Source organism: Cyclobacterium xiamenense, from assembly GCF_009467825.1.
Lineage (GTDB): Bacteria > Bacteroidota > Bacteroidia > Cytophagales > Cyclobacteriaceae > Cyclobacterium > Cyclobacterium xiamenense.
Genome location: NZ_WIOK01000007.1, coordinates 13,779 through 37,421, shown reverse-complemented (window position 1 = coordinate 37,421; position 23,643 = coordinate 13,779). Strand labels below are relative to the sequence as shown.

The 23,643-nt window shown below is 40.8% G+C and carries 25 protein-coding genes; all 25 read right to left on the bottom strand.

Annotation, left to right across the window (positions count from 1 at the left end; all coding sequences use genetic code 11):
- Positions 1-7: 7 nt before the first annotated feature.
- Positions 8-1,069, bottom strand: coding sequence for a CDP-glucose 4,6-dehydratase (gene rfbG / locus GCU44_RS06880; protein ID WP_206670813.1), 1,062 nt, complete (start codon positions 1,067-1,069; stop codon positions 8-10).
- Entirely contained in the window at positions 1,066-1,842 is a 777-nt protein-coding gene (gene rfbF, locus GCU44_RS06875; RefSeq protein WP_154855413.1) for a glucose-1-phosphate cytidylyltransferase, read from the bottom strand. Before rfbF ends, rfbG begins: the two co-directional genes overlap by 4 nt.
- Before the next feature lie 7 nt (positions 1,843-1,849).
- On the bottom strand, positions 1,850-2,824 hold the full coding sequence (locus GCU44_RS06870) for an FAD-binding oxidoreductase (RefSeq protein WP_154855411.1): 975 nt from the start codon (positions 2,822-2,824) through the stop codon (positions 1,850-1,852).
- Positions 2,825-3,020: 196 nt separating this feature from the next.
- Positions 3,021-4,028, bottom strand: coding sequence for a glycosyltransferase family 2 protein (locus GCU44_RS06865; RefSeq protein ID WP_154855410.1), 1,008 nt, complete (start codon positions 4,026-4,028; stop codon positions 3,021-3,023).
- Positions 4,029-4,040: 12 nt separating this feature from the next.
- Positions 4,041-4,961, bottom strand: coding sequence for a hypothetical protein (locus GCU44_RS06860; protein ID WP_154855408.1), 921 nt, complete (start codon positions 4,959-4,961; stop codon positions 4,041-4,043).
- Between the two features lie 304 nt (positions 4,962-5,265).
- A complete protein-coding gene (locus GCU44_RS06855) occupies positions 5,266-5,679 on the bottom strand; it encodes a glycosyltransferase (RefSeq protein WP_161993906.1) in 414 nt (137 codons plus the stop codon).
- Complete coding sequence (locus GCU44_RS06850) at positions 5,669-6,619, bottom strand: glycosyltransferase (RefSeq protein WP_154855404.1); 951 nt, start codon at positions 6,617-6,619, stop codon at positions 5,669-5,671. The genes GCU44_RS06855 and GCU44_RS06850 overlap by 11 nt, the downstream gene beginning before the upstream one ends.
- Entirely contained in the window at positions 6,606-7,571 is a 966-nt protein-coding gene (locus tag GCU44_RS06845) for a glycosyltransferase family 10 domain-containing protein (RefSeq protein WP_154855402.1), read from the bottom strand. Before GCU44_RS06845 ends, GCU44_RS06850 begins: the two co-directional genes overlap by 14 nt.
- Positions 7,565-8,518: a glycosyltransferase gene (locus tag GCU44_RS06840; RefSeq protein ID WP_262885315.1), complete on the bottom strand. Its 954-nt coding sequence runs from the start codon at positions 8,516-8,518 to the stop codon at positions 7,565-7,567. The genes GCU44_RS06845 and GCU44_RS06840 overlap by 7 nt, the downstream gene beginning before the upstream one ends.
- Before the next feature lies 1 nt (position 8,519).
- Positions 8,520-9,446 carry a glycosyltransferase gene (locus tag GCU44_RS06835; RefSeq protein ID WP_154855398.1) on the bottom strand — a complete coding sequence of 309 codons (927 nt, stop codon included), beginning with the start codon at positions 9,444-9,446 and terminating at the stop codon, positions 8,520-8,522.
- Positions 9,443-10,969: a hypothetical protein gene (locus tag GCU44_RS06830; protein WP_154855396.1), complete on the bottom strand. Its 1,527-nt coding sequence runs from the start codon at positions 10,967-10,969 to the stop codon at positions 9,443-9,445. Before GCU44_RS06830 ends, GCU44_RS06835 begins: the two co-directional genes overlap by 4 nt.
- 237 nt (positions 10,970-11,206) lie before the next feature.
- Positions 11,207-11,578: an N-acetylneuraminate synthase family protein gene (locus GCU44_RS06825; RefSeq protein WP_262885314.1), complete on the bottom strand. Its 372-nt coding sequence runs from the start codon at positions 11,576-11,578 to the stop codon at positions 11,207-11,209.
- A 145-nt stretch (positions 11,579-11,723) separates the two neighbouring features.
- A complete protein-coding gene (locus tag GCU44_RS06820; RefSeq protein ID WP_154855393.1) occupies positions 11,724-13,007 on the bottom strand; it encodes a DUF4910 domain-containing protein in 1,284 nt (427 codons plus the stop codon).
- Between the two features lies 1 nt (position 13,008).
- Entirely contained in the window at positions 13,009-13,707 is a 699-nt protein-coding gene (locus GCU44_RS06815) for an AAC(3) family N-acetyltransferase (RefSeq protein WP_161993904.1), read from the bottom strand.
- 118 nt (positions 13,708-13,825) lie between these two features.
- Complete coding sequence (locus tag GCU44_RS06810) at positions 13,826-14,548, bottom strand: SDR family oxidoreductase (RefSeq protein ID WP_154855389.1); 723 nt, start codon at positions 14,546-14,548, stop codon at positions 13,826-13,828.
- A gap of 4 nt (positions 14,549-14,552) precedes the next feature.
- Positions 14,553-15,785 (bottom strand): AMP-binding protein, encoded by a 1,233-nt coding sequence (locus GCU44_RS06805; RefSeq protein WP_154855387.1) that lies wholly within the window; start codon positions 15,783-15,785, stop codon positions 14,553-14,555.
- Complete coding sequence (locus GCU44_RS06800; protein ID WP_154855385.1) at positions 15,785-16,012, bottom strand: acyl carrier protein; 228 nt, start codon at positions 16,010-16,012, stop codon at positions 15,785-15,787. The genes GCU44_RS06805 and GCU44_RS06800 overlap by 1 nt, the downstream gene beginning before the upstream one ends.
- A gap of 49 nt (positions 16,013-16,061) precedes the next feature.
- Positions 16,062-17,099, bottom strand: a complete 1,038-nt coding sequence (gene pseI / locus GCU44_RS06795; RefSeq protein WP_154855383.1) for a pseudaminic acid synthase — start codon at positions 17,097-17,099, stop codon at positions 16,062-16,064.
- Positions 17,096-17,959, bottom strand: a complete 864-nt coding sequence (locus tag GCU44_RS06790; RefSeq protein WP_154855381.1) for a methionyl-tRNA formyltransferase — start codon at positions 17,957-17,959, stop codon at positions 17,096-17,098. The genes pseI and GCU44_RS06790 overlap by 4 nt, the downstream gene beginning before the upstream one ends.
- On the bottom strand, positions 17,956-18,498 hold the full coding sequence (locus GCU44_RS06785; RefSeq protein ID WP_241684865.1) for a GNAT family N-acetyltransferase: 543 nt from the start codon (positions 18,496-18,498) through the stop codon (positions 17,956-17,958). The genes GCU44_RS06790 and GCU44_RS06785 overlap by 4 nt, the downstream gene beginning before the upstream one ends.
- A gap of 27 nt (positions 18,499-18,525) precedes the next feature.
- A complete protein-coding gene (gene pseH / locus GCU44_RS06780; RefSeq protein ID WP_262885313.1) occupies positions 18,526-19,044 on the bottom strand; it encodes a UDP-4-amino-4,6-dideoxy-N-acetyl-beta-L-altrosamine N-acetyltransferase in 519 nt (172 codons plus the stop codon).
- Positions 19,045-19,425: 381 nt separating this feature from the next.
- Positions 19,426-20,121, bottom strand: a complete 696-nt coding sequence (gene pseF, locus GCU44_RS06775; RefSeq protein WP_154855375.1) for a pseudaminic acid cytidylyltransferase — start codon at positions 20,119-20,121, stop codon at positions 19,426-19,428.
- The gene (gene pseC / locus GCU44_RS06770; protein WP_154855373.1) at positions 20,114-21,322 is read right to left on the bottom strand and encodes a UDP-4-amino-4,6-dideoxy-N-acetyl-beta-L-altrosamine transaminase; all 1,209 of its coding nucleotides are present in this window, start codon (positions 21,320-21,322) and stop codon (positions 20,114-20,116) included. Before pseC ends, pseF begins: the two co-directional genes overlap by 8 nt.
- Before the next feature lie 3 nt (positions 21,323-21,325).
- Positions 21,326-22,336 carry a UDP-N-acetylglucosamine 4,6-dehydratase (inverting) gene (gene pseB / locus GCU44_RS06765; protein ID WP_154855371.1) on the bottom strand — a complete coding sequence of 337 codons (1,011 nt, stop codon included), beginning with the start codon at positions 22,334-22,336 and terminating at the stop codon, positions 21,326-21,328.
- Complete coding sequence (locus GCU44_RS06760) at positions 22,323-23,642, bottom strand: ABC transporter ATP-binding protein (RefSeq protein WP_154855360.1); 1,320 nt, start codon at positions 23,640-23,642, stop codon at positions 22,323-22,325. Before GCU44_RS06760 ends, pseB begins: the two co-directional genes overlap by 14 nt.
- Position 23,643 lies beyond the last annotated feature (1 nt).

Here is a 23,643-nt window from a genome sequence, read left to right as displayed (position 1 = left end):
TTTTTCCTTACGTATTATAATCTTCAATTTCGTTGAGAGTCAATTTCCTGACATTTCCTTTTCTCATAAAAACCTGGTACCAAGAGACAGTTCGCTTTAACGCTTCGTCGACACGCCACCTCGGTTCCCATTTTAAGTAATGCTTGGCCTTTGAACAGTCCAGCTTTAAAAAAACGGCTTCATGTGGATTGGGCTCGTCATCGTAACACCAAGAAGCCCCATCTCCCCAAAAGCGAATCATCTGATCCAATACCCATGAAACCGGCTTGCAATCGTCTTCGTCTGGCCCAAAATTCCAAGCCTCAGCGACTTCGGAGCCCCTTACATACAACTCTTCCGCGAGAATCAGATAGCCTGATAGCGGTTCTAAGACATGTTGCCAAGGTCGCGTAGCCATCGGGTTCCGGATCACAACAGGTCTATTCTTCTCAAAAGCAGATAAAATATCCGGTATCAACCGATCTTTTGCCCAATCACCCCCACCAATTACATTTCCGGCTCTAGCCGTTGCGACCGAAGCCCCGCCAGGTTCACTAAAAAAAGATCTTCTGTAGGCAGATGCAATCAGTTCCGCACATCCCTTACTGCTACTGTACGGGTCGTACCCGCCCATCCTCTCATTTTCTCGGTAACCCCAAGCCCATTCATTATTCTCGTAACATTTATCTGTGGTCACAACTACTAATGACTTAAGGCATGCACAAGACCGAGCGGCTTCCAGTACCTTAGCCGTACCCAATACGTTCACGTCATAGGTATCAATCGGCGATTCATAAGACAATCTGACCAGTGGCTGCGCTGCCAGATGTAGTACTATTTCAGGTTCAAATTGCCTCATGCTCATCGTCAGCTGCTCTAGATTCCTGATATCTCCATTTTCCGAAATCATGTTTTCGGAAACTCTTGCGGCTGTAAAAAGAGAGGGTGCAGTCGGTGGCGCAAGGGAATACCCTTTTACATGCGCCCCCATCTCTTGGAGCCACAGTGCCAACCAGCTTCCTTTAAATCCCGTATGACCGGTCATAAACACCTTCTTGTTCTTCCAGAAGTCAGAATTAACCCGCCTCATGACTCCCATACTTTCCACGGCGCATTTCCTGACTCCCACAATTCCTCCAGTTTTTCTTTATCTCTAAGCGTATCCATGGGTAACCAAAACCCATCGTGCGTGAATGCCATTAACTCTCCATCCTCAGCCAGCCCAATCAATGGCTCCTGTTCCCAAATAGACATGTCTCCCGATATTCGATCGATCACCCGGGGTGAAAGAACAAAGAACCCCCCATTTATTCGGGCACCGTCACCTCTGGGCTTCTCTCTAAAACTACAAACCCGGTCCTTTACAATATCAATGGCACCAAACCTGCCCGGTGGAAATGTAGCGGCCAGCGTAGCCATTTTTCCATGCCTCCGGTGAAAGTCAATACTCTTGGTAACGTCAACATCACTAACACCATCGCCATAGGTTAAACAAAATAATTCCTCATTCTGAAGATAATCTGCCACCCGTTTCAGTCTTCCCCCGGTCATCGTGTCGTCTCCCGTATCCACCAGCGTGACAATCCATGGCTCAGCTCGCTTCCGATGTACCTCCATGGTATTGGTTTCCATGCTGAAGGTGACGTCGCTTTGGTGCAAAAAATAATTGGCAAAATACTCCTTAATCACGTATCCCTTGTAACCACAGCAAACAATGAATTCATTTACCCCATGTGCGGAATATATCTTCATTATATGCCAAAGGATAGGTTTGCCTCCGATTTCTACCATAGGTTTCGGTTTCAAATGTGTTTCCTCGCTCAGGCGAGTTCCCAGGCCACCGGCCAAGATTACAGCTTTCATTAATTCGTTAGTTTGATTCTAGAAAAGCGTCAGCATAAAATTGACCTCTGCTTAATCCTTTTGAGAAAAGTAATTCTTTTGCATCTTCAATCATTTTCTTCGACCCACAGGCATAAACCGTGGCGTTACTTAAATCAATGTCCTGATCCAGAATGAACTTTTGAATGCGACCAAAGCGAAACCCTTCACAACGAACCCTCGATAAAGTAGGGTAGTAATGAATGGTACTACTTCGAAAATAATTCAGCCCTATCAAGTCGGACTCTACCCTACCTCCCTGAAACAAAAACACCTTTCTATCTTCTAACACTTTCTCGTTACCCGTACTGGTTAAAATAGAAAGGATCGGAGCGATACCTGTTCCGGTGGCAAGAAATACCAATGTATTTAAACTATCTCTTCTCAGAAAGAAGCTACCAAAGGGGCCTTCAATCCGGAGCAAATCGTTTTCCCTGGCCTCTTCAAATAGGTACTTCGACATATATCCCTTAAGATATCTTTTTATATAAAAAACGAGCGTGTTTTCTCCCTCCACGCCACCAATGGAATAACTTCTTTTGATACTGCCACGAATGAAATTTACGTATTGGCCAGGAAGAAATTTAAAGTCTGCTCCGGGCGGAAGTCTCATTACCAATTTGATGACATCCTCGGATACCTTCGTCAGGGTAGAGATTTTCGCTGGCACAGTTCTAACTTCCTCTAAGGTTACGCCTTTGAGTACATCCAAATCAAGAATCATATCGGAAGCAGCCCTTCGAACGCAGGTCAGGATAAATTTCTGCTCCTTTTCGCTGTCGGTTAAGCCAAGTTCCGGAAGGACAAGTTGACTCTCGCCTTCAATTACTTTCGCTTTACAATTGCCACATCTTCCGCTCAGGCAGCTATGATTGATTAAACAACCATGCCGTTTAAAATCATCAAAAATAGAATGCGATTTAGTTGATTGTATTTTAAACTGTCTCGTTTGTATCTCGTACATAGTTTACCAATTCCTAGACAAATGCGATTCAACTGCAAATAATATAACCTCAACACATACGTAATAGAAGACCTTACCACGTGCTGTTTTTGATAGCTTGACAGGTGATTTTAATCTATTAAAGCTTATTCTATTTCGACTGATTAACCAACTTTTACAAAGAATACGAAACAGATTTAGAGATAAATTGAGATACCTAATAAATCAATCTGCCCAGCTTAGCAACCGGCTTATACAGGTACCAAAATAGAATCGGACTCATCTTATAAAATAATCCTATAAATCTATAATAACCACTAACTCCATCTATTGATAGCTCATGATCTTGCTTTAAACCGATTAGATCGATCACTTGTAAATACCGTTTCTTCTTTCCAGCATCTATCAACGGTATTACTAATAGAAATAGAAACTTTGCTTTCACGTGATTTAACAACCGCTTTTCCGATACCTCAAGAAAAATGTTAGATCTATGGGTCGCTAACTCCTGCAGTGCGTTTAAAAAACCAGTTGTCGCCTGTTCACTGTAAAACAACTCCGAATTCGTCGCACTCCCCGGTCGGGTGGTCCGCTGGTAAAAATCATCGTCACTGTACCCAACCCGACTTGCCACGGAAAAAACTTTGCCTAAAAACAAGCCGTCTTCTAAAAACGGAACATCCCTGGGATAATCTATTTGATACTTTGTCAATAATGCTGATTTATACAATATGGCCACAGAACGATCCGGATCCTTGACCTTGGGTCCACGAACAGCGAAATACCCCTTGTAGCCGTTATCCACTCTTCCGATCAATAACGAATAATCTGTACGCCAAACAGATGTATGATTTTCATCAAATATCTCAAATGCGCAATACAGCACATCTAAATTTTTCGAATCTGCTTGAACCAGGGCATTTTTTAGGCAGTTGGATACCAGGTAATCATCAGGATCAATAGGCAAGAGGTATTTGCCTTTGGCTATAGCCATGGCATTATTCCTCGCCATGGATACCCCCTGATTTTCCTGATTTAGCAGTATAAGGTTGGGTATTTCCTGCTGCAAACCTTCGATGATTTCCTTGCAATTGTCCGGGGAGCCATCGTTCACACAGATAATCTCGTATTCTTCCGTAGGCATATCCTGATTGGCCAGGCTTCGAATACATCGATCCACGTAGGGCGCGACCTTGTACATGGGAACAATAATACTTAAATTCAAAATTTACGAAAGTTAAATTTGTACTCTACTAAATGGAACATCATTTATTGCTGCTGCGAATACCGGAAAATCCGATCTATACATTTCCCGAGTGGACACAGATAAAATAGAATCGCTTTGTGAAATTAAAAAAAAATCTAAAAACTCTTTGTGAAAGTCTTTGTCATGTATTCCAACGTTGAAATCCAAGTGCTTAGGTGTTCCAGGCACTGTTATTATACCTGGCATTTCTTTAATTTCATTTAGAAAAGTCACGGAACCTGAACAAACAAACGTGTTTTTTTTATGTTTTTCTAAATACTCTATTACAAATTTCTTGCACTTTGCGACCAATTTATATTTTTCAATTTCCGTAAGAATATTGACATTACGCTCGTTAAAATCACCTAACAATCCTATGAATCTAAAATGAAGTGTATCCCAGCCCTGATATTCAGCAATATAATTCGCTACTATCTGATTAATTTTTTCCGAAGGTTTAAAAAGTTCATGGAACAATTCTTTATAGGAATATCCAAAATCAGAAACCCAACTAAAGTGAGTAGATGAATACAAATAGACTTGTTTTTTAGATTTGGAAACAAATTTTTCAGTATAAATCTTAGAAAAATATCCAATATATAGCAGTCTAGTTTTGAAAATATTAAAACTTAAAAATTGATCATGAATTTTCCAATTATATGACCTTGGCTCTAAATATTCTTCAATATCAAATGGAGCCGTCATTTTAAATTTAAAAATTTTATTATGCTTTTTTGCTAGAGCATAAACTCCAAGGACTTGCCTAAACCTATCTGCAAGACCCATATTCAGCCTTGAACCATCTATATGATAAACAAGAGAATTCGGAATAGCGTTACCAGTAAAATTATATTTTTTTAATAAAATAAGATTATGAACTAAAAAACGAAATACCCTATTCAATTTCTTCATTTTTAATTATCTTTTAATTCTTTCGAAACCTAAGATATTACTAAATACTTTTTTATAAAGGCTTTAATGCCAAAAAATGACGTGCATATGACCTTTTTGTCTTTAAAAAGTTAATTATGATACCATCAAACAGTGTAAAATAGAATACCTTTTATTTTAATTATATAGCATCCTTTACTCAAACTTGAATTATCTATCAATTCTAAAATAGGCCATATACGCAAATCTATACTTTCGTATTTAAATAATTAGTTATTTTCGACGGGCGAAGATTTCAATGACTTTAACTACATTTTTTTAAATCCTACCGCATATTTAAAAGCCCTTTTGTCGCCTGTTTACTGTAAAACAACTCCGAATTCGTCGCACTCCCCGGTCGGGTAGACCGCTGGTAAAAATCATCGTCACAGTATTGCACACGCTTTGACACGGAACAGACTTTGCCTAAAAGCAAGCCGTCTTCCGAATACGGAACATCCCCGGCATAATCTATTTGATACTGTTTCAATAATGCTGATTTATACAATATAGCCCAGGAACAGTCCGGATCCTTGACGTCGGGTCCACGAACAGCGAAACAGCCATCGTTTACGCAAATAATCTCGTATTCTTCCGTAGGCATATCCTGATTGGCCAGGCTTCGAATACATCGCTCCACGTAGGGCGCGACCTTGTACATGGGAACAATAATGCTTAACCTCATCTCCTTACCTTCCATGGAATACCCGTTTACGAAAGACATTCATCCAGAAAAAAGGGTTGCCAAACACCGTACACCATCGGTAAAAAAAGCGATTCAAGGGATTGGGATCCATCCACTTTCTTGCAAGGAAGAATTTACTAATACGATAGGCCCAGTTTTCCTGCTTCACCTGCAGCCAGTGCAAGTGCGGATGCGCGTATTTCGCTCGCACCAGGTAAGAATTTATCACCGAAGGTTTGAAAAGCACCTCTCCGGTATTATTAGTCGCATGCCGGTGAACCCGGTAGCCTACCGTTGGCTTGTGGAAGTAGTATAGGCGAATTCCAGCCTGTGTCAGCTTTAGCCACATGGGATAATCTTCTACCAATTTGTTTTCCGGGTCATACCCTCCTACTTGCCGGTGGATCTTTCTGTTAAAAAAATACGAAGGTGTAAAATGAATTCGGTCCGATTCCAGCAAAATTTCGAACTGAGTCCGGGCACTATACGCCGGATGAAAGAGGTTATTCGGGAAATTCCCGGGAGTCGTTCGGAGATACCTCTTTTCCAGAAACGCATCCTGATACACCTTAACCTGACTAAACACCACCAACACATTGCGATTGTTCTGCACGAATTCAAGGTTGTCGACCAGGCAATTGGGTAAAAGTACATCATCTCCGGCAATAAACTTTATCCAATCCGTTTTGGACGCCTCGATGACTCGGTTGCAGTTGGCAGACACACCCGTATTCTTAGGGACGGTGACCAGTTCAATGGAAAGAAATCGGCACCTCACACGATCCAGTGCGATCCATCGATCGATAATTTCCAGCGTCCGATCCGTGGATCCATCGTCTGAGACTACCAAATGAATCAATGGATGGCGCTGGTTCGCAACGCTCTCCAATGTCTCTTCTACAAAATCAGCCGAATTGTAGGTGACCACACCAACCGTGATCTCAGTATTTTCCAAACGAAATCATTTTTTTTATCAAGCGCTTCTTTTGATTCAACCGCATGCGTTTTTTATACAGCTCGTGCATGCAATCCAGCGTTTCATTCTGATGTACCAAGAAGCCATGGCCTGGGTTTTGCTTCACCGGATTGGTAACTATAGGCCGGACAAAATCAACTAAGCGCGCTTCCCAATTTACCGCCGCCTGATCGGGAGTTAGCCAGGGCTGCCTCAACTTTTCCAGGTACAGGTCCTCGCTTTGATCGAGGGATATGATTTCCTCAATAACCCGGTCCACCTCCCGATGATCCTTCATCCAAATAAAGGACTCCGCATTAAAATCGTGATTGACGAGCGGATTTCCGTAATAGATGGGCAAACTATTTGCTACCATGGGCTCCATTAGCTTTTCGGTGGTGTAGCCCGGACTGGAACTATTTTCAAAGGCAATCGTAAACTTATAGTTTTTAATAAAGGCCTGTTTATCCTTTACCCGGTAGCCCAAATTATTTAGGTGCATCCCTCCCGCATCTACTTTTTTATATCTCGCTAATCTCTTAAAAAAATCCGTTCGCGTGGGATCGGCGTTGCTGGCATTGGAATACACAAAATTGCAAAATTTGCGATCCGATAGCTTACCGGAATCCAATTCGGGAGATGTAAAAGGCAATCGCTCGAATCCCGGATAGATGACATACAGCGGAAACCGCAGGTATCGGTTCGGGAACTCCAGGTGATGAAAGCCCAGCGCGTAGTCCGCTCGATTAAAATCTGGTAGTACATTTTCTCCCGTAAAGCAGAGGGTGATGCGATCCTGGTAGTTTAAGTGTGCGTAACCGTATACGGAAAAAATCACCAGGTCCGGATCATCCGACAATTTCACATCAAAATGTTTTCTAAAAAAATGGATGAAGTAATTATCTTCCGGATCAAAATTTTTCCAGAAATCAACAAATTTAATTTTTACCATAGTTGAATCGGCATGCCATTACAAATCTGAATCACACAGGTATCTGCCCACCGGGAAAAACAGCCTGTCAGGGCAAAAATGACCGCTGCATCCCGCCGAGCATCCCAGCGCGCTACCAGACCCAATCGAGAGAAAGGCAAACGAAAACTTGCTTTCACTAGTGCACCTACCTTCGAAGCGAAACTTGCCCGCTTTAGCTGCCAGAGCAATTCGTATGCGTTTATTTGTGAGGCACCCGATGTGAACCCCTGAAATAACCGATCCCGGTATTCTGGACGCAGCCTACTTTTTGGTATAAAATGCCTGAAGTGCAAGTCATTCGAATAGTACAGCGAGTAGCCGGAAAGTAAGACACGCAGGCAAATCTCCGTATCCCCTCCGGAGGAAAGTTCCTTACCGGCGCGATCGGTTAGCAAGGAATCTTGTCGATCAAACAGCTTCAGGAATAGTTCCCGGCGAACCGCCATCCCAGCACCTGTGAGGTAAATCCCGGAAGGCAGGAATCCAGTATCCAAGTCAGGTTTCCCTACCGCATATCCGTGTTGGAATGCGGAAAACCAGTCTGGAAACGCTGCATCACTGCAGGCCATTCCGTATCCCCCAAGCGCCCCTACTCGCGGATATTTCTGAAAGAGATTAGCCACCTCATGCAGGTATCCGGGTGATAGCCAGTTGTCATCATCACAAAACACAATAAAAGCTCCCGAAGCGGCCCCCACTCCTGTTTTTCGGGCGTGTGAAAGCCCGGGTTTCGGTTCGTCAACAAGGATCAACGGATACGGGCTGCCTAAGTCCTGCCAGGTTTTCTCCACTACAGAAACGGTATCATCGGTACACTTATTATCCACAAGCAGCAACTCACAGGATAAACTACCTAATTCCTGCGCTGCCAGATGCGTCAATGTAGGTACGATTCGCGCAGCACTATTATAACAGCAAATTACCACACTAGTATCCAAGGCTCAATAACAAGTATTTAATAAAATAGAACAGACCTTTAACCTTTGTTTCTGCGTGCCTGCCCATCATCCGTAGATGCGTTTTAGCGTTGGGGTTGTCAAGCTTCTTGCATTGTAGGTAGTTACTTTCCGCTACCTTGAAAATCACACGTCGGAAAGATCGCTCAAAAGCAGGCCTTTCCGCAGGTTCCACAATCGAGTCTAAAAAAATTTGCTTCAAACGAAATAAATCCCGCACATTTTCTCCCGTAAGGGCTTTTGCACCTGTACTTGAAACTTGATGAATTCGATAAGCGGCAAATGGATTCTTGATATAACCAATGGGATAGTGTTTGCAGATCCGTACCCACATCTCCCAGTCCTCTGTCCAGGCCAACTTATCATTAAATCCACCCATTTTCTCGAATACCTCTCTTTTAACGGTAATGGATGGCGTCTGAATGCGCTGTCCCTGCAGTAGACTCTTGTGATACTCATAAAATACGGTATCTTGAATAGCTTCCTTCTGAGAAATACCTAGGATATCATTTAACTCGTCTACAAAAAAGTGCCGGCAATAACTGGCTCCAATATCGGGGTACCTTTCATACATCTCCATCATAGACGTATAAAATCCAGGCAGTACGAAATCGTCTCCGTGCAACAAATGGACCACTTTTCCCTTTGCCCGCTTCCATGCAGTTTCAAAATTTCGAACATGGCCAACATTCGCCTTTTGCCGATAGAAACCAACCCTGTCACGCCCAAATTCCTGCACCACTTCGGCGACATTGTCCGAGGAGCAGTCATCGATGACCTCAACCTGCATAAGGTCTATCCCCAAATCCTGCTGCAACACCGAATGAAGCGTCTTGCGCAGGTACTGAGCGCAGTTATAGGTGGGTATCATTACCGAAAAATACGGTTTATCGATCATCTTGAAACGGTTCGTTTTAAGTGCAAATAATACCGAAGTATAATTTCCGCCTTCATTAACAATCTATTTATAAAAACCGGCCGTTTAATATGATTTGAAAAAGCTATTTGTGATAGTCTTGGAATAGCTTGCAAATTATAACCCCGATAGGTACCTGACATCAATGAATCGGACCTGTAGACCTCAAATTCATAACCGAAGGTACTCAGGTGATAGGCATACTTATACGTTCCCGACTTGTTCTTGGGCGGTAGTTTCCGGTCAGTGATCATTGGAATAACACTTTCCCTGCTGGGTGGATTGTATGTTACATCTAGCTGTTTATAAAAAGACACTCCCAAGTTTATCGAAGGAATACCCCAAAAAGTAGCTTCTATACCGACTGAGGAGCCGAATGTGACTACTTTATTTGCATTGAACAATAATTGGTAGGTACTTATCGGGGAGTCCGGCAAAATTATCCGTATTCGATTCGATTCGAACCGACATACATTTTTTACAAATTCAGCAGCAGTTCTGGAGTTTGGATGTATACGAATGTAATATTTAAAATTACCTGGATCACATTGCTTCGAAAAGATGTACCGCAAACCTTCTAACTGATTTGTGAACAACGGCGAGATCCACTTATCCCCAATCGCAATAAATTCATCCTCCGAGGACAAAAACAAAACAACATTGTAGTTATTGGCATTCCACTCCGCAGGTAATAAACCGGCTTTTTGATTTTCAGTAAATGAAAACCAACTTTGAGATTTCCCCTTACTCCTATCTTCATAAAACTTTTTCGCAATTTCAATTCTTTGGGGAACAGGGTGTGTGCTCCCCTCCCAACTTTCGTTCATGCATTGTTGAAAATAAGTTATATCATGCGGAAGCGTATTTTCAAATAGCATGTATTTACCTTGATTTGCTCCTCGCTCATGGGTGAAAAACTTTATCCCAACTGCTTCACAGGCTCGCAAAAGGGCGCGAGTATAGGTATAACGACCATTAAACAGAATAACCAAATCGGGTTGGATACGTGTCAGTTGTTCTGAAAAAAATTCGTACACCGCAATAGCATTCTTAGCTAGTATTTCTATTTCTTCTCGGTACTTATCTATCGTAATATATGGATCCCTATACCGAGAAACAATTGTCGATAATACCGCATATCCTACATCAAAACTTTTATAGCGGATAGACCTGAATTCACCAACCGTAATATCCTTTGAAAGATCGAATGTGTAGTCTTCCAGTTTAATAGGAATAGATTTAAACGTACATTTTGCAAGACTTAGACCCTTCTTCCTACTTTGCATGCATTTGGAACAGGTATTAATATCACTTGTAGCGTTTAGGTCACACGATTTAAGTGCATCATTGCAGACAAAATTCACACCTGTTATTCCTCTTTCCTGGAACTTTTCTATCAACTCCAATTCCGTCTCAAAATGACTAGGCCATAAAATATGCGAATGAAAAAAAGCAACTTTTCTTACTAATGGATATTTCGCTAGTATACTATCAATCCCATTCATGAAAAACATCTTTTTTAAATAAGTGAACAAAGAACTCTAACGCAGACCCATATTTATTAAAACCAAGTAATACCCACCTACAGCTCATGTGAACAGAGAAGGAGTTGTTCGTTCTTAATTGAATCTCAACCAACTAATAAAAATAAATACATACGGAAACAATCTATTCAAAAAACCACTATCTTCCTTCGCTACAAACTAAGCTGTAGCAGCACCAAAGCTACACCTATATTGATCCTAACGATCCTCGCAATATACCGAAGTGACACCTAGTGTTTTTTTAATATCTAAACCACTTTCGCAATTTTGTACTTTACTATTTATACCGTCCCTTTTTTTTTCCGTTACTTCAGAGGAATTTCTGCCAACCCCTCGTTGCGTTTCGCTTACGGCTTTGAACATGGTGGAGAACACTTCTTTGTTCATGGAAACGAAGGCATCCGGACAGCCAATAGAACAATCCAACAGAACATGCTCTTCAATGATCTTAGCACTTACGGTGGTGGCTACTATATACGCCGTATTGCCCAGAGTATCACCGGAAAAACCAGGGACTAATCCAAAACGATCATTAAACCCAGAAATTATTGCCATATTGGCTTCTTCAATGCCTCAGGAAACATGGAAGCGTATAAAATAGGGATATTGGTCATAGCCTGATTTACAACACGCATCTAAAACCAAATGAATATCTTCCAAAGATGCTATACAAAAAAATAAGTACTTTAACGACCAACTATTCAATAAAATACAGCTATAATTCCTTATCTAAGATACCATTTTCAATTAGTCTATCAACAACAGCATACAAATCTTTCACTGCGATTTTACTTTTTTCAGAAATTGTAATTAAATCATTTGTACCGTCAGACAGGTTTAATATCCACATCATTGCTCTAATAGAGTCTTCTGTACCTTTTTGTGAACCTAGCGTAGGATATAATCCCCTTTTTCCTAACTGTGGCTCACAGTATGGCATCTTATTGATGAATTTTTCATTCCTTTCTATAAGTTCTATTACATCAAGATATTTTTGTACGGATTGTTCCATTGCTTCAAATGAAACATAATCTTTATTGTCCGCTGAAGTATGGTATTCAGGATAGGTACCATACATAGTTCTCATTAAAGAACCTACGGGTAAGTTAAAGCCAGGCGAACAGTACTGCCGTTCATCACTACCACTTGGAAAAAAATCTACGATGTTAAAGTCGGTTTTTGTTTGTTTCAAAATCGATTCAACAGCCCTGTCAGGTAAGCTATTGCCTATTCTACTTCGTTTATAAGTAAACTTTCCTGCATCGCCAATACAGGTTATTACAAAACCTGCTTTCAAATGTTTTTTCCAATATTCTCCTTTTACCAAAAGGCTGTAAATACAACCAATTGTTTCAGGAACGAATATAAATCTGTAGGTATATTTAAGGCCTTTTTGCTCTTTTAGTTTGTTGTAAATAAAAGCCGAAACTAATGGCCCAGACAACTCATTGCTTGCTAACGATGGGTGACATATATAAGTTGAAAATAAAATCTCTTCGTCTGAACTACCCTTTATGATTGCTTCACCAATTGTCATCGAACCATTTTCATCCAACGAGGAATCAATAAAAACTTCATAAATTTCATTTGGATCAAGTTTCTCGAACTGATTCTGTGTTAAGCAAAATCCCCATCTTCTTTTGTAATACGATGTAAGGTATGGAATCAAGTCCGGCTGGTCAGGTAAGGTATATAAATGGGATTTCAATTCATCAAATGAAAGTTTCCCTAGAAAAGGCTCCGAATAACCAAGTATATGCAAATTATTTTCTGAGAAATCTACAATCTTATTACCTTTGCTATCCTTAATCCATGCTTCTCTAATATTCCATTCTGGTGGAACATTCCAATCAAAGCATTGTGTTCCAGAAGGGACTTCAGTTATTTCTAAATCAATAAGTTCGGATAGAATTTTAAGAGATTCTCTATTGCCATCACCTGTAAGGCTTCTAGTTATTGGCCAAAGCCTATCGAAGTATTCTTCAATTTTAGCTTTCATACTACTCAAAATCAGATAATTTAAAAGGCCTGCTCAATTCATTAAATTTTGCTTCCACCCAATTTCGAGTATTTTTATCGAGAAAGTAAAGTGGATCATTATTAAGACATTTAAGCCAGAAGGCGACAATTTTATCAATTCTTCCAATCAAAATTCTTGTTCGATGTTCTTTATACCTTTCAATAACACCATTTTCCAATAAATCCTCTTCAAGCCTATTCCAGTCGTAATTTAAATCATATCCCATAGGTCTGACATGATATATTAACTCACATTCATGGGTGCCATTAATAATATCTGTTACCTGACTTTTAAAAATTTTATCATATCTGTAAACTAGCCTATTGGAAATTCTCTCGACATAATGGATTAAAGTTGATGTTTGTAAACCGGAACCATAGTGCAATAATAACCCATTATTTTGATGCAAAAAGCCGAACAAGGAATCCTCACCAAATGGGTCAATTTTCCCATATTTAATTGTGAGTGGGTTTTCTCCAATCCCTGAAAAATTAAAAACAGGTATGGATGTACGCCAATCTGCTTTATTTTGTCTAAAATATTCAGAAAGTACACCTACTTGACTCTCCGAATCTTTCAAATTATATGGGATTCCTCTACAAAAATTATAATTAAACGACGGCATAATAATTTTTAGTGGTTGGCAGACAGCTTCCAACTCTTTATAGTGTTCTTCCAAAAAGATCTCGCGATTTCGAAACTTAATTTCAAACCCAAATAGAATATCTGAATGGATTAATATGTGACCGTTTCCATTCTCGGAAATGTATCTTTTTAAATTTGCTTTTAACATTTTGTTAAATCGTCCCATTATCAACATGAATATTCTGCCCTGTGATTGATTTCGCTTCATCAGACAGTAAAAATCCAATGGTTTCAGCAACAGAATCAACATCAACTGGTTGTTTCATTGAAGTTCTTTGATAAATACGGTTCTTCTGATTGTCAGAAAGTGTTGAACTCATTTCAGTTTCCATAAAACCTGCTACTAAACAATTAGATCGAATACCTTTTTCTCCCCATTCACGGGCCGTGTTTTTTGAAAATGCTTCTAACGCTCCTTTTGTAGAAGCATACATTGATAAACCTTTATAACCAGTATGAACGCTTATCGAAGAAATGTGAATGATACTGCCCTTGATATTATGCAATAGCATTTGTCTCAACACAAATTTTGTTAACGTCAAGGGTGTAAATACATTCACATGATACATTTTTTCGAGTGAAACCAGATTCAAATTGGTAATTAAATCATCGTAGGCCAGTGCAGCATTGTTGACGAAACCATGAATAGGTGTGTCAAAACCAATCCAATCTTTGAATATAGACTGCCTTACATTTACACCATCAGCTAAATCATAGTGCAACCATTTTAGATTGTCAGGATATTGGAGCAATAGTTCATTTAAATTTTCTGTTTTACTTCGGCTTATAGCATAGATTGTCAAACCTTTTTTTAATAAGAATTGAGTTGTTTTTAAACCTAAGCCTTTTGAAGCACCTGTTAATAATATATTCATGTCATCATCTCTTTAGTTTCCCTGTCCTTGTTGTAGAAAGTGAATCTACAAACTGAATTAATCTTGGAATTTTGAATTCCTGAATTTTGGATTGTAGAAATTTTCGGATAGAGATTTCAGTTACTTGGTCTCTATTTGCAACAACTTCACAGCAAACAATATTTCCAAGAACGGAGTTTGGTTTTGAATAAACACGAACATTATTAATGCCTTTTAAAGTTGATATTGCTTCTTCAACTTCAAGCGGATTTACCTTATAGCCACCAATATTTATCATCTCACTTTTGCGATTTACAAAACGAAACTTCAATGGCTTATGTGAAACTATCTCAATTACATCACCTGTTTTGTACCACTCACCAATGCTAGTTTCTGTTCTACCCATTAAACTTTTGTGAATTAAGAGTTCATTATTCTCAAAATGAACTAAACTCTCGTATTCAGGTCGTAGACTAAAAATATCATTTTTTGAAGCAAACAATGATCCTGCTTCTGTTGATGCATACACATTAGTTATTTTGGCATTAGGAAAAACTTGATTCAGTTGTTTAAAAGTTTTTTCATTAAATTTCTCACCACCAGATGTTATTCTTTCCACAGATGGAACCGTTCCATTATATGGTAATAAAAGTCTGTAAAATGTTGGAGTGGCTGAAATATGCGTTATTGCATTATTGGTAATCTCGGTATAGATGTCTTTAGTATTCAGACCAAAAAGCCGAATAATAGTATTACCATTAAGCAATGCCTGAAAGAAAACCTGAATACCGGCCATATGAGTGGGATTATAAGCAAAACCCCAAACACTCTTTTTATTGCGCTCTGTAGCTTTTACGAATCTTGTAATTGATTTAAAATCATGACAAACTTTTTTGGGAGTACCAGTTGTGCCTGATGTAAACAATGTTATTTTCCAATTTCTAGGAGAATTATTCAACTTTTTAAGTAGTTCCTTTTGATTATTCAAAATTGGAATTTTGCTTTTGTCAACAGGCTTAATAAATTCTTCAAAATCGGAATAGCCAGTAAGATTTATCAATTCAGATTCAGTAAAGTCTGAATCAAGTAGAATTATTTCTTCGTCTATTAGCAAGGTTAAAATTATTTGCTTAAATACGGTATAATAATCAGGAGACTTACAATATGAATTGTAAATTGATGAATTATTGATATCATCAATGAGATAGTCCCACGTAACAAGTCTATCGTTACCAATATCTTTAAGAAAGATATTCATTACTTCTTTTCTAATTTTTTAAGAATTTCTCCTACTGTGTTTACGATACCATCTTCGAAAATGTCAATGTCATAGTCTGCTTCAATCCTCACTGTTAGTTCAGCCAAATCAAGAGAGTCAAATCCTATGTCATATTTTAGATGCATTTCAGGTGATATTGATTCTAGCTTTTTATTACCCCTATTTTCAATAATTGTGTTAAACACTTCTAGAATGGTTGCCTTCATAATGATGGTTGCTCTTTACGCTATTTTTAATTTATTAAATCGACAGAATCTAAACAATCACAGATAATTCTAACCTTGATCCTTTTTCTACGTCAATTAGAAATCTCTTGCCTATAACTGTTTTTAGCTCCTTCGGATGCATTCCAAATCCCGGACGAATACTCCGCACATTCTCTTCCGTAATTAACTCCCCTTTTTTAATATCTTTTACCACATACAATGAACGCGAAAAATCTTTGCCTTTCTTTTGTTTTTCGGTGAGTTCATAAGATACTTTGCCAACTGCTTGTTCCGCTTCCCGCACTGCTTTGACCATGGCGGTGAATTCCTCCTCATTCATGGAAAAAGAAGCGTCGGGTCCGCCAATAGAGCGATCTAGTATAAAATGCTTTTCAATGATCTTGGCACCTAAGGTCGTGGCTACTATCGGAACCGTGTTGCCAAGGGTATGATCGGATAAACCAGGGACCACCCCGAAACGCTCCTTAAACTCAGGAATCATGGCCATATTGGCTTCTTCTATGGGAGCAGGATAGCTGGAGGTGCATTTCAATAATCCAATTTGGTCATTACCCATTCTGCGACATGAATCCAAGGCCAATTCAATATCCTCTAAACCTGCTATACCGGTGGACAAAATGATGGGTTTGCCTTTGGATGCCACATATTCGATTAAAGGAATGTCGGTAATTTCAAAAGAAGCAATCTTATACGCCGGTGCGTTTAAGCCTTCCAGAAAATCCACTGCTGTTTTATCAAAAGGAGATGAAAAGCAAGTCAATCCTTCTTCCTTAGCGCAATCGAATAGTGCTTGATGCCATTCCCAAGGGGTGAAAGCGCTTCGATATAATTCGTGAAATGTTTTACCATCCCATATACTACCCGCCTTAATGATAAAATCGTCCTTATCACATTCTATCGTTAATGTATCTGCAGTATAGGTTTGCAGTTTTATAGCATCTGCACCGCTGCGCTTCGCAGCCCGAATGGTTTCCAATGCCGTTTCTAGGCTACCGTTGTGATTGGCTGATAATTCTGCGATGATGAAAACACCATCATCTTCCACGTTTTTATGTCCTATCTTCATGATTTCAAAATACTTTCTAGTCGTAAGTGCTCGTTGCCTTCTCGAATAGTTGTTAAGCGAACAACACCATTAGGCGTCTTAACCCTAACGGGATTTATAGACAATATCAAACCATTGGGGTACTCATCTCGATATCCGTAATTATCGAACGCTACTTCATCAATAATCACCTTTTTTCCAAGCATATGCGTGAAAGCTCCCGGATAAGGGTGGGCTTGTGCTCGTACCCAATTCCGTATGCGTTCCTTCTGCCAATTCCAGTTGATCGCTCCATCTTCCGGTTTGCGTTTGCCAAAAAAGGTAGCCAACTCTTCATCCTGCTTTGAAGCTTTAACCTCACCTTTTTGGATTAATTCAATCACCTTTGTCACCAGACTTGGATAACGTTCATAGAATTTACCAAGCAGCATCGCACCGGTATCATTTGGTGCAATGCTTACCTCTTCTTGCAGAATGATATCCCCTTCATCACATCCTTCAGAAATAAAGTGGCAGGTGATTCCAGTTTTATCCTCATTGTTAATGATTGCCCAAATGTGCGGTGTTCTGCCCCTGTACTTAGGTAAGAGAGATCCATGAAAATTAACCGCTGCACGCTTTGGCCAAGCTATCAGGTCTTTTTCAATGAGGAATAAATAATTAATCGATAGCAATAGATCGATCTCTTTGTCTGCAATGAAATTTTGAGCCTTACCTTTCCTGGGTTTTCCTACAAAACAGGATATGTTTTCTTTACCTGCTTGTGATATGATTGCCTCTGAATTACCGTCTGTGAGAATGGCAGAAATAGTGACCCTAGTTTTTAAAAAATCAAAGACCTTTAATCCTAAACCGCCCGAAATCAATAATGCGATCTTCATCTTGCGGGATTTAATTTAGCGTAAATCACCACATCGATGTATTCCCCTAAAAAGTAGCAATGTTCTTTTAAACGGGCATCTAAAAAATAGGAGTTGGATTCCAGTGCTTGATATAAGTGAGGCCGAATGTCAAAAGCATAAACATAGAGTTTGTGGAATTTCAATGCTTCAAAAGCAACTTTCTCCAAATGCTCTAAGTAAATACCCCAATTTGAACTAAACCCATCTTTCTCTAGGTCCGTATTCATGATAAAGGAAACCTCAGCATTACGATCGACCCAATTTATGTGCACCAATCCCCCGTAACCAATACACTCCTCTCCTTCTAAAAAACTAAACAGCATTTGATCGGGTTGTTCTTGGTCGAACAGTTGATCCACAACATTCTCAAAATACCAATTTTGCTTTTCTTTGGTCAACGGTTCAGCTTGCCGCAAATGGTAAATCTGCTCATTGCGCCATTGCATAATGGCATAGCGATCTTCATGACGTATGGGGACGAGTCGGTATTTACCTGACTCAAAGACTTGTTGATTCAATAGTTTATACCTTCTAGTCATACAGCCTTATGAATTAAACCGTCTAAAATCTTTAAATTCCTGTGGACGAGTCAAAAAATCCTTACGAAGTAAGCGACCATGGACACTATCACCATTTGATTCGCCGACCTGTTTAATACCGAATACTTGCCACAACTTTAGCGCATCCTTGTTTTCTCGCTTGGCTATAAAAGAAAGGCTATGGTAACCCAAATTTGAGAATGAATATTGAACACCGTAAAATCCCAATCGCATACCAGCTCCTCGCTTCAGTAACTCGGGATTCACGTACATACCAAAGTCATTAACGGTATTAGTATCAATGTTATTAAGTTGAATTACCCCAATAAATCGAGAATCTTCTTTAACCAAATAACAAGCCCGTTTTTGGTCTAGCTTCAAAGAGGCTACAAATTGGAAATGGGAGTCCCATGAAATTCGTTCGCTGGTATTCATCCACTTTCTAATTAAAGGATGGTTTCTCCATTCGAGCACCATGGCTAACTCTTGCTCACTCAGGTTCTGAAACGAGTGAGATTGCACCATAAGATAGTGAATCAAGCAGGTTAAAAACTTTGGTATAGCCTGTTTCCAGGCTTATTTTTTTATGACATCAATTTGCTCCTCCATATTTTCGGAGCTATTTTTTTGTAGTACACCTTTATTGAGCTCAAAAAGCCAAGGATACTGCTGTTTTAAATAAAGAATACGTTCTAAATTACAAACATCACCTAATTTCAACTTTAGTAGACTCGCTTGGGCATAGTCACTGGGAGTGTTTACAGGCATTCTTGAATCCCCTGAATTGGCATTAGTGATTCGTTTCGTACAAAACTGTTAAGCAGGATGAACTGGAAGGGTAATGTGCTCTCTTTTTTCTTGGCTTAGTTTTTAACCGCCAGATCAACGACTTATTTGTTAAGGGACTTATAGGTGCTCACGCTTCTTGTTTTGAACCATTTTTTGAAACTTCAATTCAGCCAACTCCCAATCTTCCAGCGTATCAATATCTTGTACCTCCATGGGATCGAGGAATACCGCGGCTGTCTTTCCAGGCACTAATGTATCCTTGATAAAATCCCGTTTAATCCAATACCATTGTCCAGAATCATGATATAATGTTTCTAAATCTTGCGAGCGACTTTTTTCATGTTCAGGCCACTGATACGCGAGCCGCTTGGCTTCTATTCTAAAAGCCCTCCATACCGGAAAGGAAAATGCTGTAACCGGGATGGACGCATTATTTGTTTCCAAAAGATTGTAGCCTTCTTTCAGCCTTGCAGCCGTTACAAAAGGTGCAGTTGGGTACAGGATGCAAATGTTATCGAATGTCTTCCCCATATCTCGGTATGCGACCAGCACCTCTTTCACCACGTCTAGGGTAGTGGCGTAATCATCCGCATTTTTAATACTACGCATAAAAGGAACGGTTGCTCCAAAACTATTCGCCACCCCAACTATTTCCTCACTATCGGTAGAAACCATAACTTCTGCAAACAATCGGGACTTTAATGCGGCGTCAATGGAATAGGCAATAATAGGCTTACCTAGAAATTTTTTAATGTTCTTTCGAGGGATTCGTTTACTCCCTCCTCTGGCAGGGATGATGCACAAATTACGCATGGTAAAAATCAGTCACTGACTCAATAATAAAGCCCTGCTCCTCGCTGCTCAGGGTAGGATACATTGGCAAACTGATGCAATGGGAATAGTATACCTCCGCATGAGGCATGTCCCCTTCTTTCCAACCAAATTGTCTGTAATACGGCATCAGGTGAACAGGGATATAATGGATCTGGGCATAAATTTTATTTTCTCTCAAGTACTGGTAAAGACCTAAACGGTTTTCAACTTCAAGTACATACAGATGGTACGCATGGCCTTCCGCCACTCCTGATTGACCTTTAATAAACCATTGATCTTGAAAAGCCTCAAAATATCTTTTAGCTATTTCTCTCCTTCTCATCAGTCCATTATGCGCCCTGTTTAACTGGCTTAACCCTAAAGCAGCTTGGAAATCCGTCAATCGATAATTGTATCCCAAGTTTTGCATTTCCATGTACCAGCCCGGATAGACCTGTTGGCTCTCCGGGAAATGCGATGGATTCCCTCCGGAAGCAAAGGCGATGGAATTTTGGAATAAGGAATCGTTCCGTGTGATGCCATGCGTTCGGAGGGTTAGGAGTTTTTGGTAGAGCGATGCATCATTGGTGGTAATCATCCCGCCTTCTCCTGCCGCAATGTGTTTTACCGGATGAAAGGAAAAGATAGCCAATTCTGCAAAGTTACCGTTCCCACAATGTTGCTTTTCACCTTTGCTATCCATAAAATAGCCCCCCGGTGAATGGCAAGAATCCTGAATGATCCAAAGACCGAACGCATCGGCCAATTGTCGGAATGCTTCTAAGTTTACCGCTCTTCCAGCAAAATCTACCGGAATAATGCCCTGATAGGTCCCCTTAGGTGACGCCTCCAGCAATTGCCTAACTGCGTTTATGTCTAACAAATAGGTGTGGGGATCAATATCGGAAAATACCACTTCGCCACCGCAATACCTGATACAATTGGCTGAAGCCGCAAAGGTAATCGGGGTGGTAATGACTTTATCTCCTGGTTGCACGCCCAAAGCCACCGCATTCAAATGCAAGGCTGCCGTACCATTGGCCACGGCCACCGCATACCTGGCACCTACATATTCGGCAAATGCTTCCTCAAACTGCTGTACCAATGGACCTTGTGTCAAATAATCGGACTTGAGTACGTCCACCACCGCATCGATATCTGACTGCGTGATGTTTTGTTTTCCGTACGGTATTGCATTCATCCCTTATGCAGAAAAGGCCGGTTCGACATGTAATTTAATGAGCTTCCGCAAGCTTTCTACAGTCTCCCATTCGGAGTTCTGTTCCGAATTATAGCGAAAACCCAAAGGAACCCGGGTAGCATGGAAGTGGCTTACATACTCGTCCAGATTCCATTTATGGGTAGCAGGCAAAATGGTATAATACCTCCCCAGATCCCAGGTATAAAAGGAATCCGAACTGGTGATCATCTCTTCGTGTAGTTTTTCACCCGGACGAATGCCTACCACTCTGAGCTCGCAATCGGGTGCGATGGCCTCGGCCACATCCGTAATGCGATACGAGGGGATTTTGGGTACAAAAATTTCCCCTCCCCAGGCATGCTCCAAGGCATGCATCACCATCTCAACGCCACCCCGTAGCGATATATTGAATCGGGTCATGCTCAGGTCTGTGATTGGCAACACGCCCTCTGCACGCTTTTTCAAAAAAAAGGGAATGACCGAACCGTTGGAGCCCATCACGTTGCCGTACCTGACAACTGAAAATCGTATTGGATTCCAACCCCGAATATTATTTGCTGCAACAAAAAGCTTGTCGGAAGCAAGCTTGGTCGCCCCATACAGATTTATGGGAGCAGCAGCCTTGTCTGTAGAAAGCGCAACAACCCGTTCAACGGATGAGTCCAAACAAGCGTCGATTACATTTTGAGCTCCGGTGATATTCGTCTTTACGCATTCGTCCGGATTGTACTCCGCTATAGGAACGTGCTTCATTGCTGCGGCGTGCACTACATAATCAATGCCTTTCATGGCCCGGATCAGTCGATCCCTGTCCCGAACGTCCCCAATAAAAAACCGAATCTGAGGATACCGGTCGACTGGGTATTCCTGTGCCATCGCAAATTGTTTTTGCTCGTCCCGGGAGTAAATAACCAATCGCTTGATTTCCGGGTGGTGCGCAAAAAGATAGTTCGTGAGGGCTTTCCCGAGCGACCCCGTCCCGCCTGTGATCAAAACTGACTTATTTGATAACATATTGATCTATATTCAAATTTCTCATTTTCGTGTCAATGGTAAAAAACCCGACTGGATCCGAAGGGTTATACCCAAGTTCATACTCATCCTTATCGGATACGCAATTGAGGTAAAACCGAGAATCTACCACATCATAAGGATAGTGCTCTCCAATGATTTTCCTCGGTTTACCAATCCAGAAATAGGCGGGATACATCCCTGTCCTGAGCAAGCCTGGTGGTAGAGATATTGTGAAAGACACAATGGTACCCGCTTCAAGATTTTCTTTACTTACCGGAATCATTCTCGAAGCACCGATTGGCTCCGAACTCTCTCTACCCCTCAACATTAGTGTGAAAAAAAGTGACTCGATAACCTTTTGCACCTGTATTGTGCACTGAATACTGATCGTTTTGGAGGGATCAATGAATTCCACTCCATCGTTTACAAGGATCTCGGCAAATCTGGCTTCACCATTACCCCGTCGAATTGCTGGGTCACGAAGAAAATCTCGCTCCAATGGCACAGACCTGGGATCATTCAAGTAGCTTTTTATGACGGATGAAGTGTCTCGATTCATAGAAATCTGCCCGTCGGTCAGCAGAATTGCGCGGCTACAAAGTGCCTTTACACTCGCCATATTGTGACTCACAAATAGAATCGTTCTCCCCTCGCCCTTGCTTACCTCTCCCATTTTTCCCAGGCACTTTTTCTGAAAGTCCGCATCCCCTACCGCCAACACTTCATCTACAATCAGGATCTCGCTTTCCAAATGAGCGGCCACCGCAAAAGCAAGCCGCACGTACATCCCGGAACTGTAGCGCTTTACCGGCGTATCGATGTAGCGCTCCACCCCGGAAAAATCGACGATCTCCTCCAGTTTGCGGGAAATCTCCCGCTTGCGCATCCCCAGGATCGCTCCATTTAGATAAATGTTTTCACGACCGGTGAGCTCCGGGTGAAAACCGGTCCCTACCTCCAATAAGGAGGCGATTCTCCCCTTGACTTTGATATTTCCCGCTGTGGGCGCTGTCACCCGTGAAAGTAATTTAAGTAAGGTGCTTTTCCCTGCGCCATTTTTACCGATAATACCCACCGCTTCACCCTGATCGATGCTAAAGTTGATATCCCGTAAGCTCCAAACCACATTGGAATCTCCTCGCTTATCGCGCTGATTGGTCTCTCCGACCTTCAAAAAGGGATCTTCTTTGCCCCGCACCCGCGTAATCCACCAGCGCTCCAGATCTTTACTCAGCGTTCCGGTAGTGAACTCACCAATTTGGTAGGCCTTGGACAGTTGATGGACTTCAATTACTTTTCTTGACATC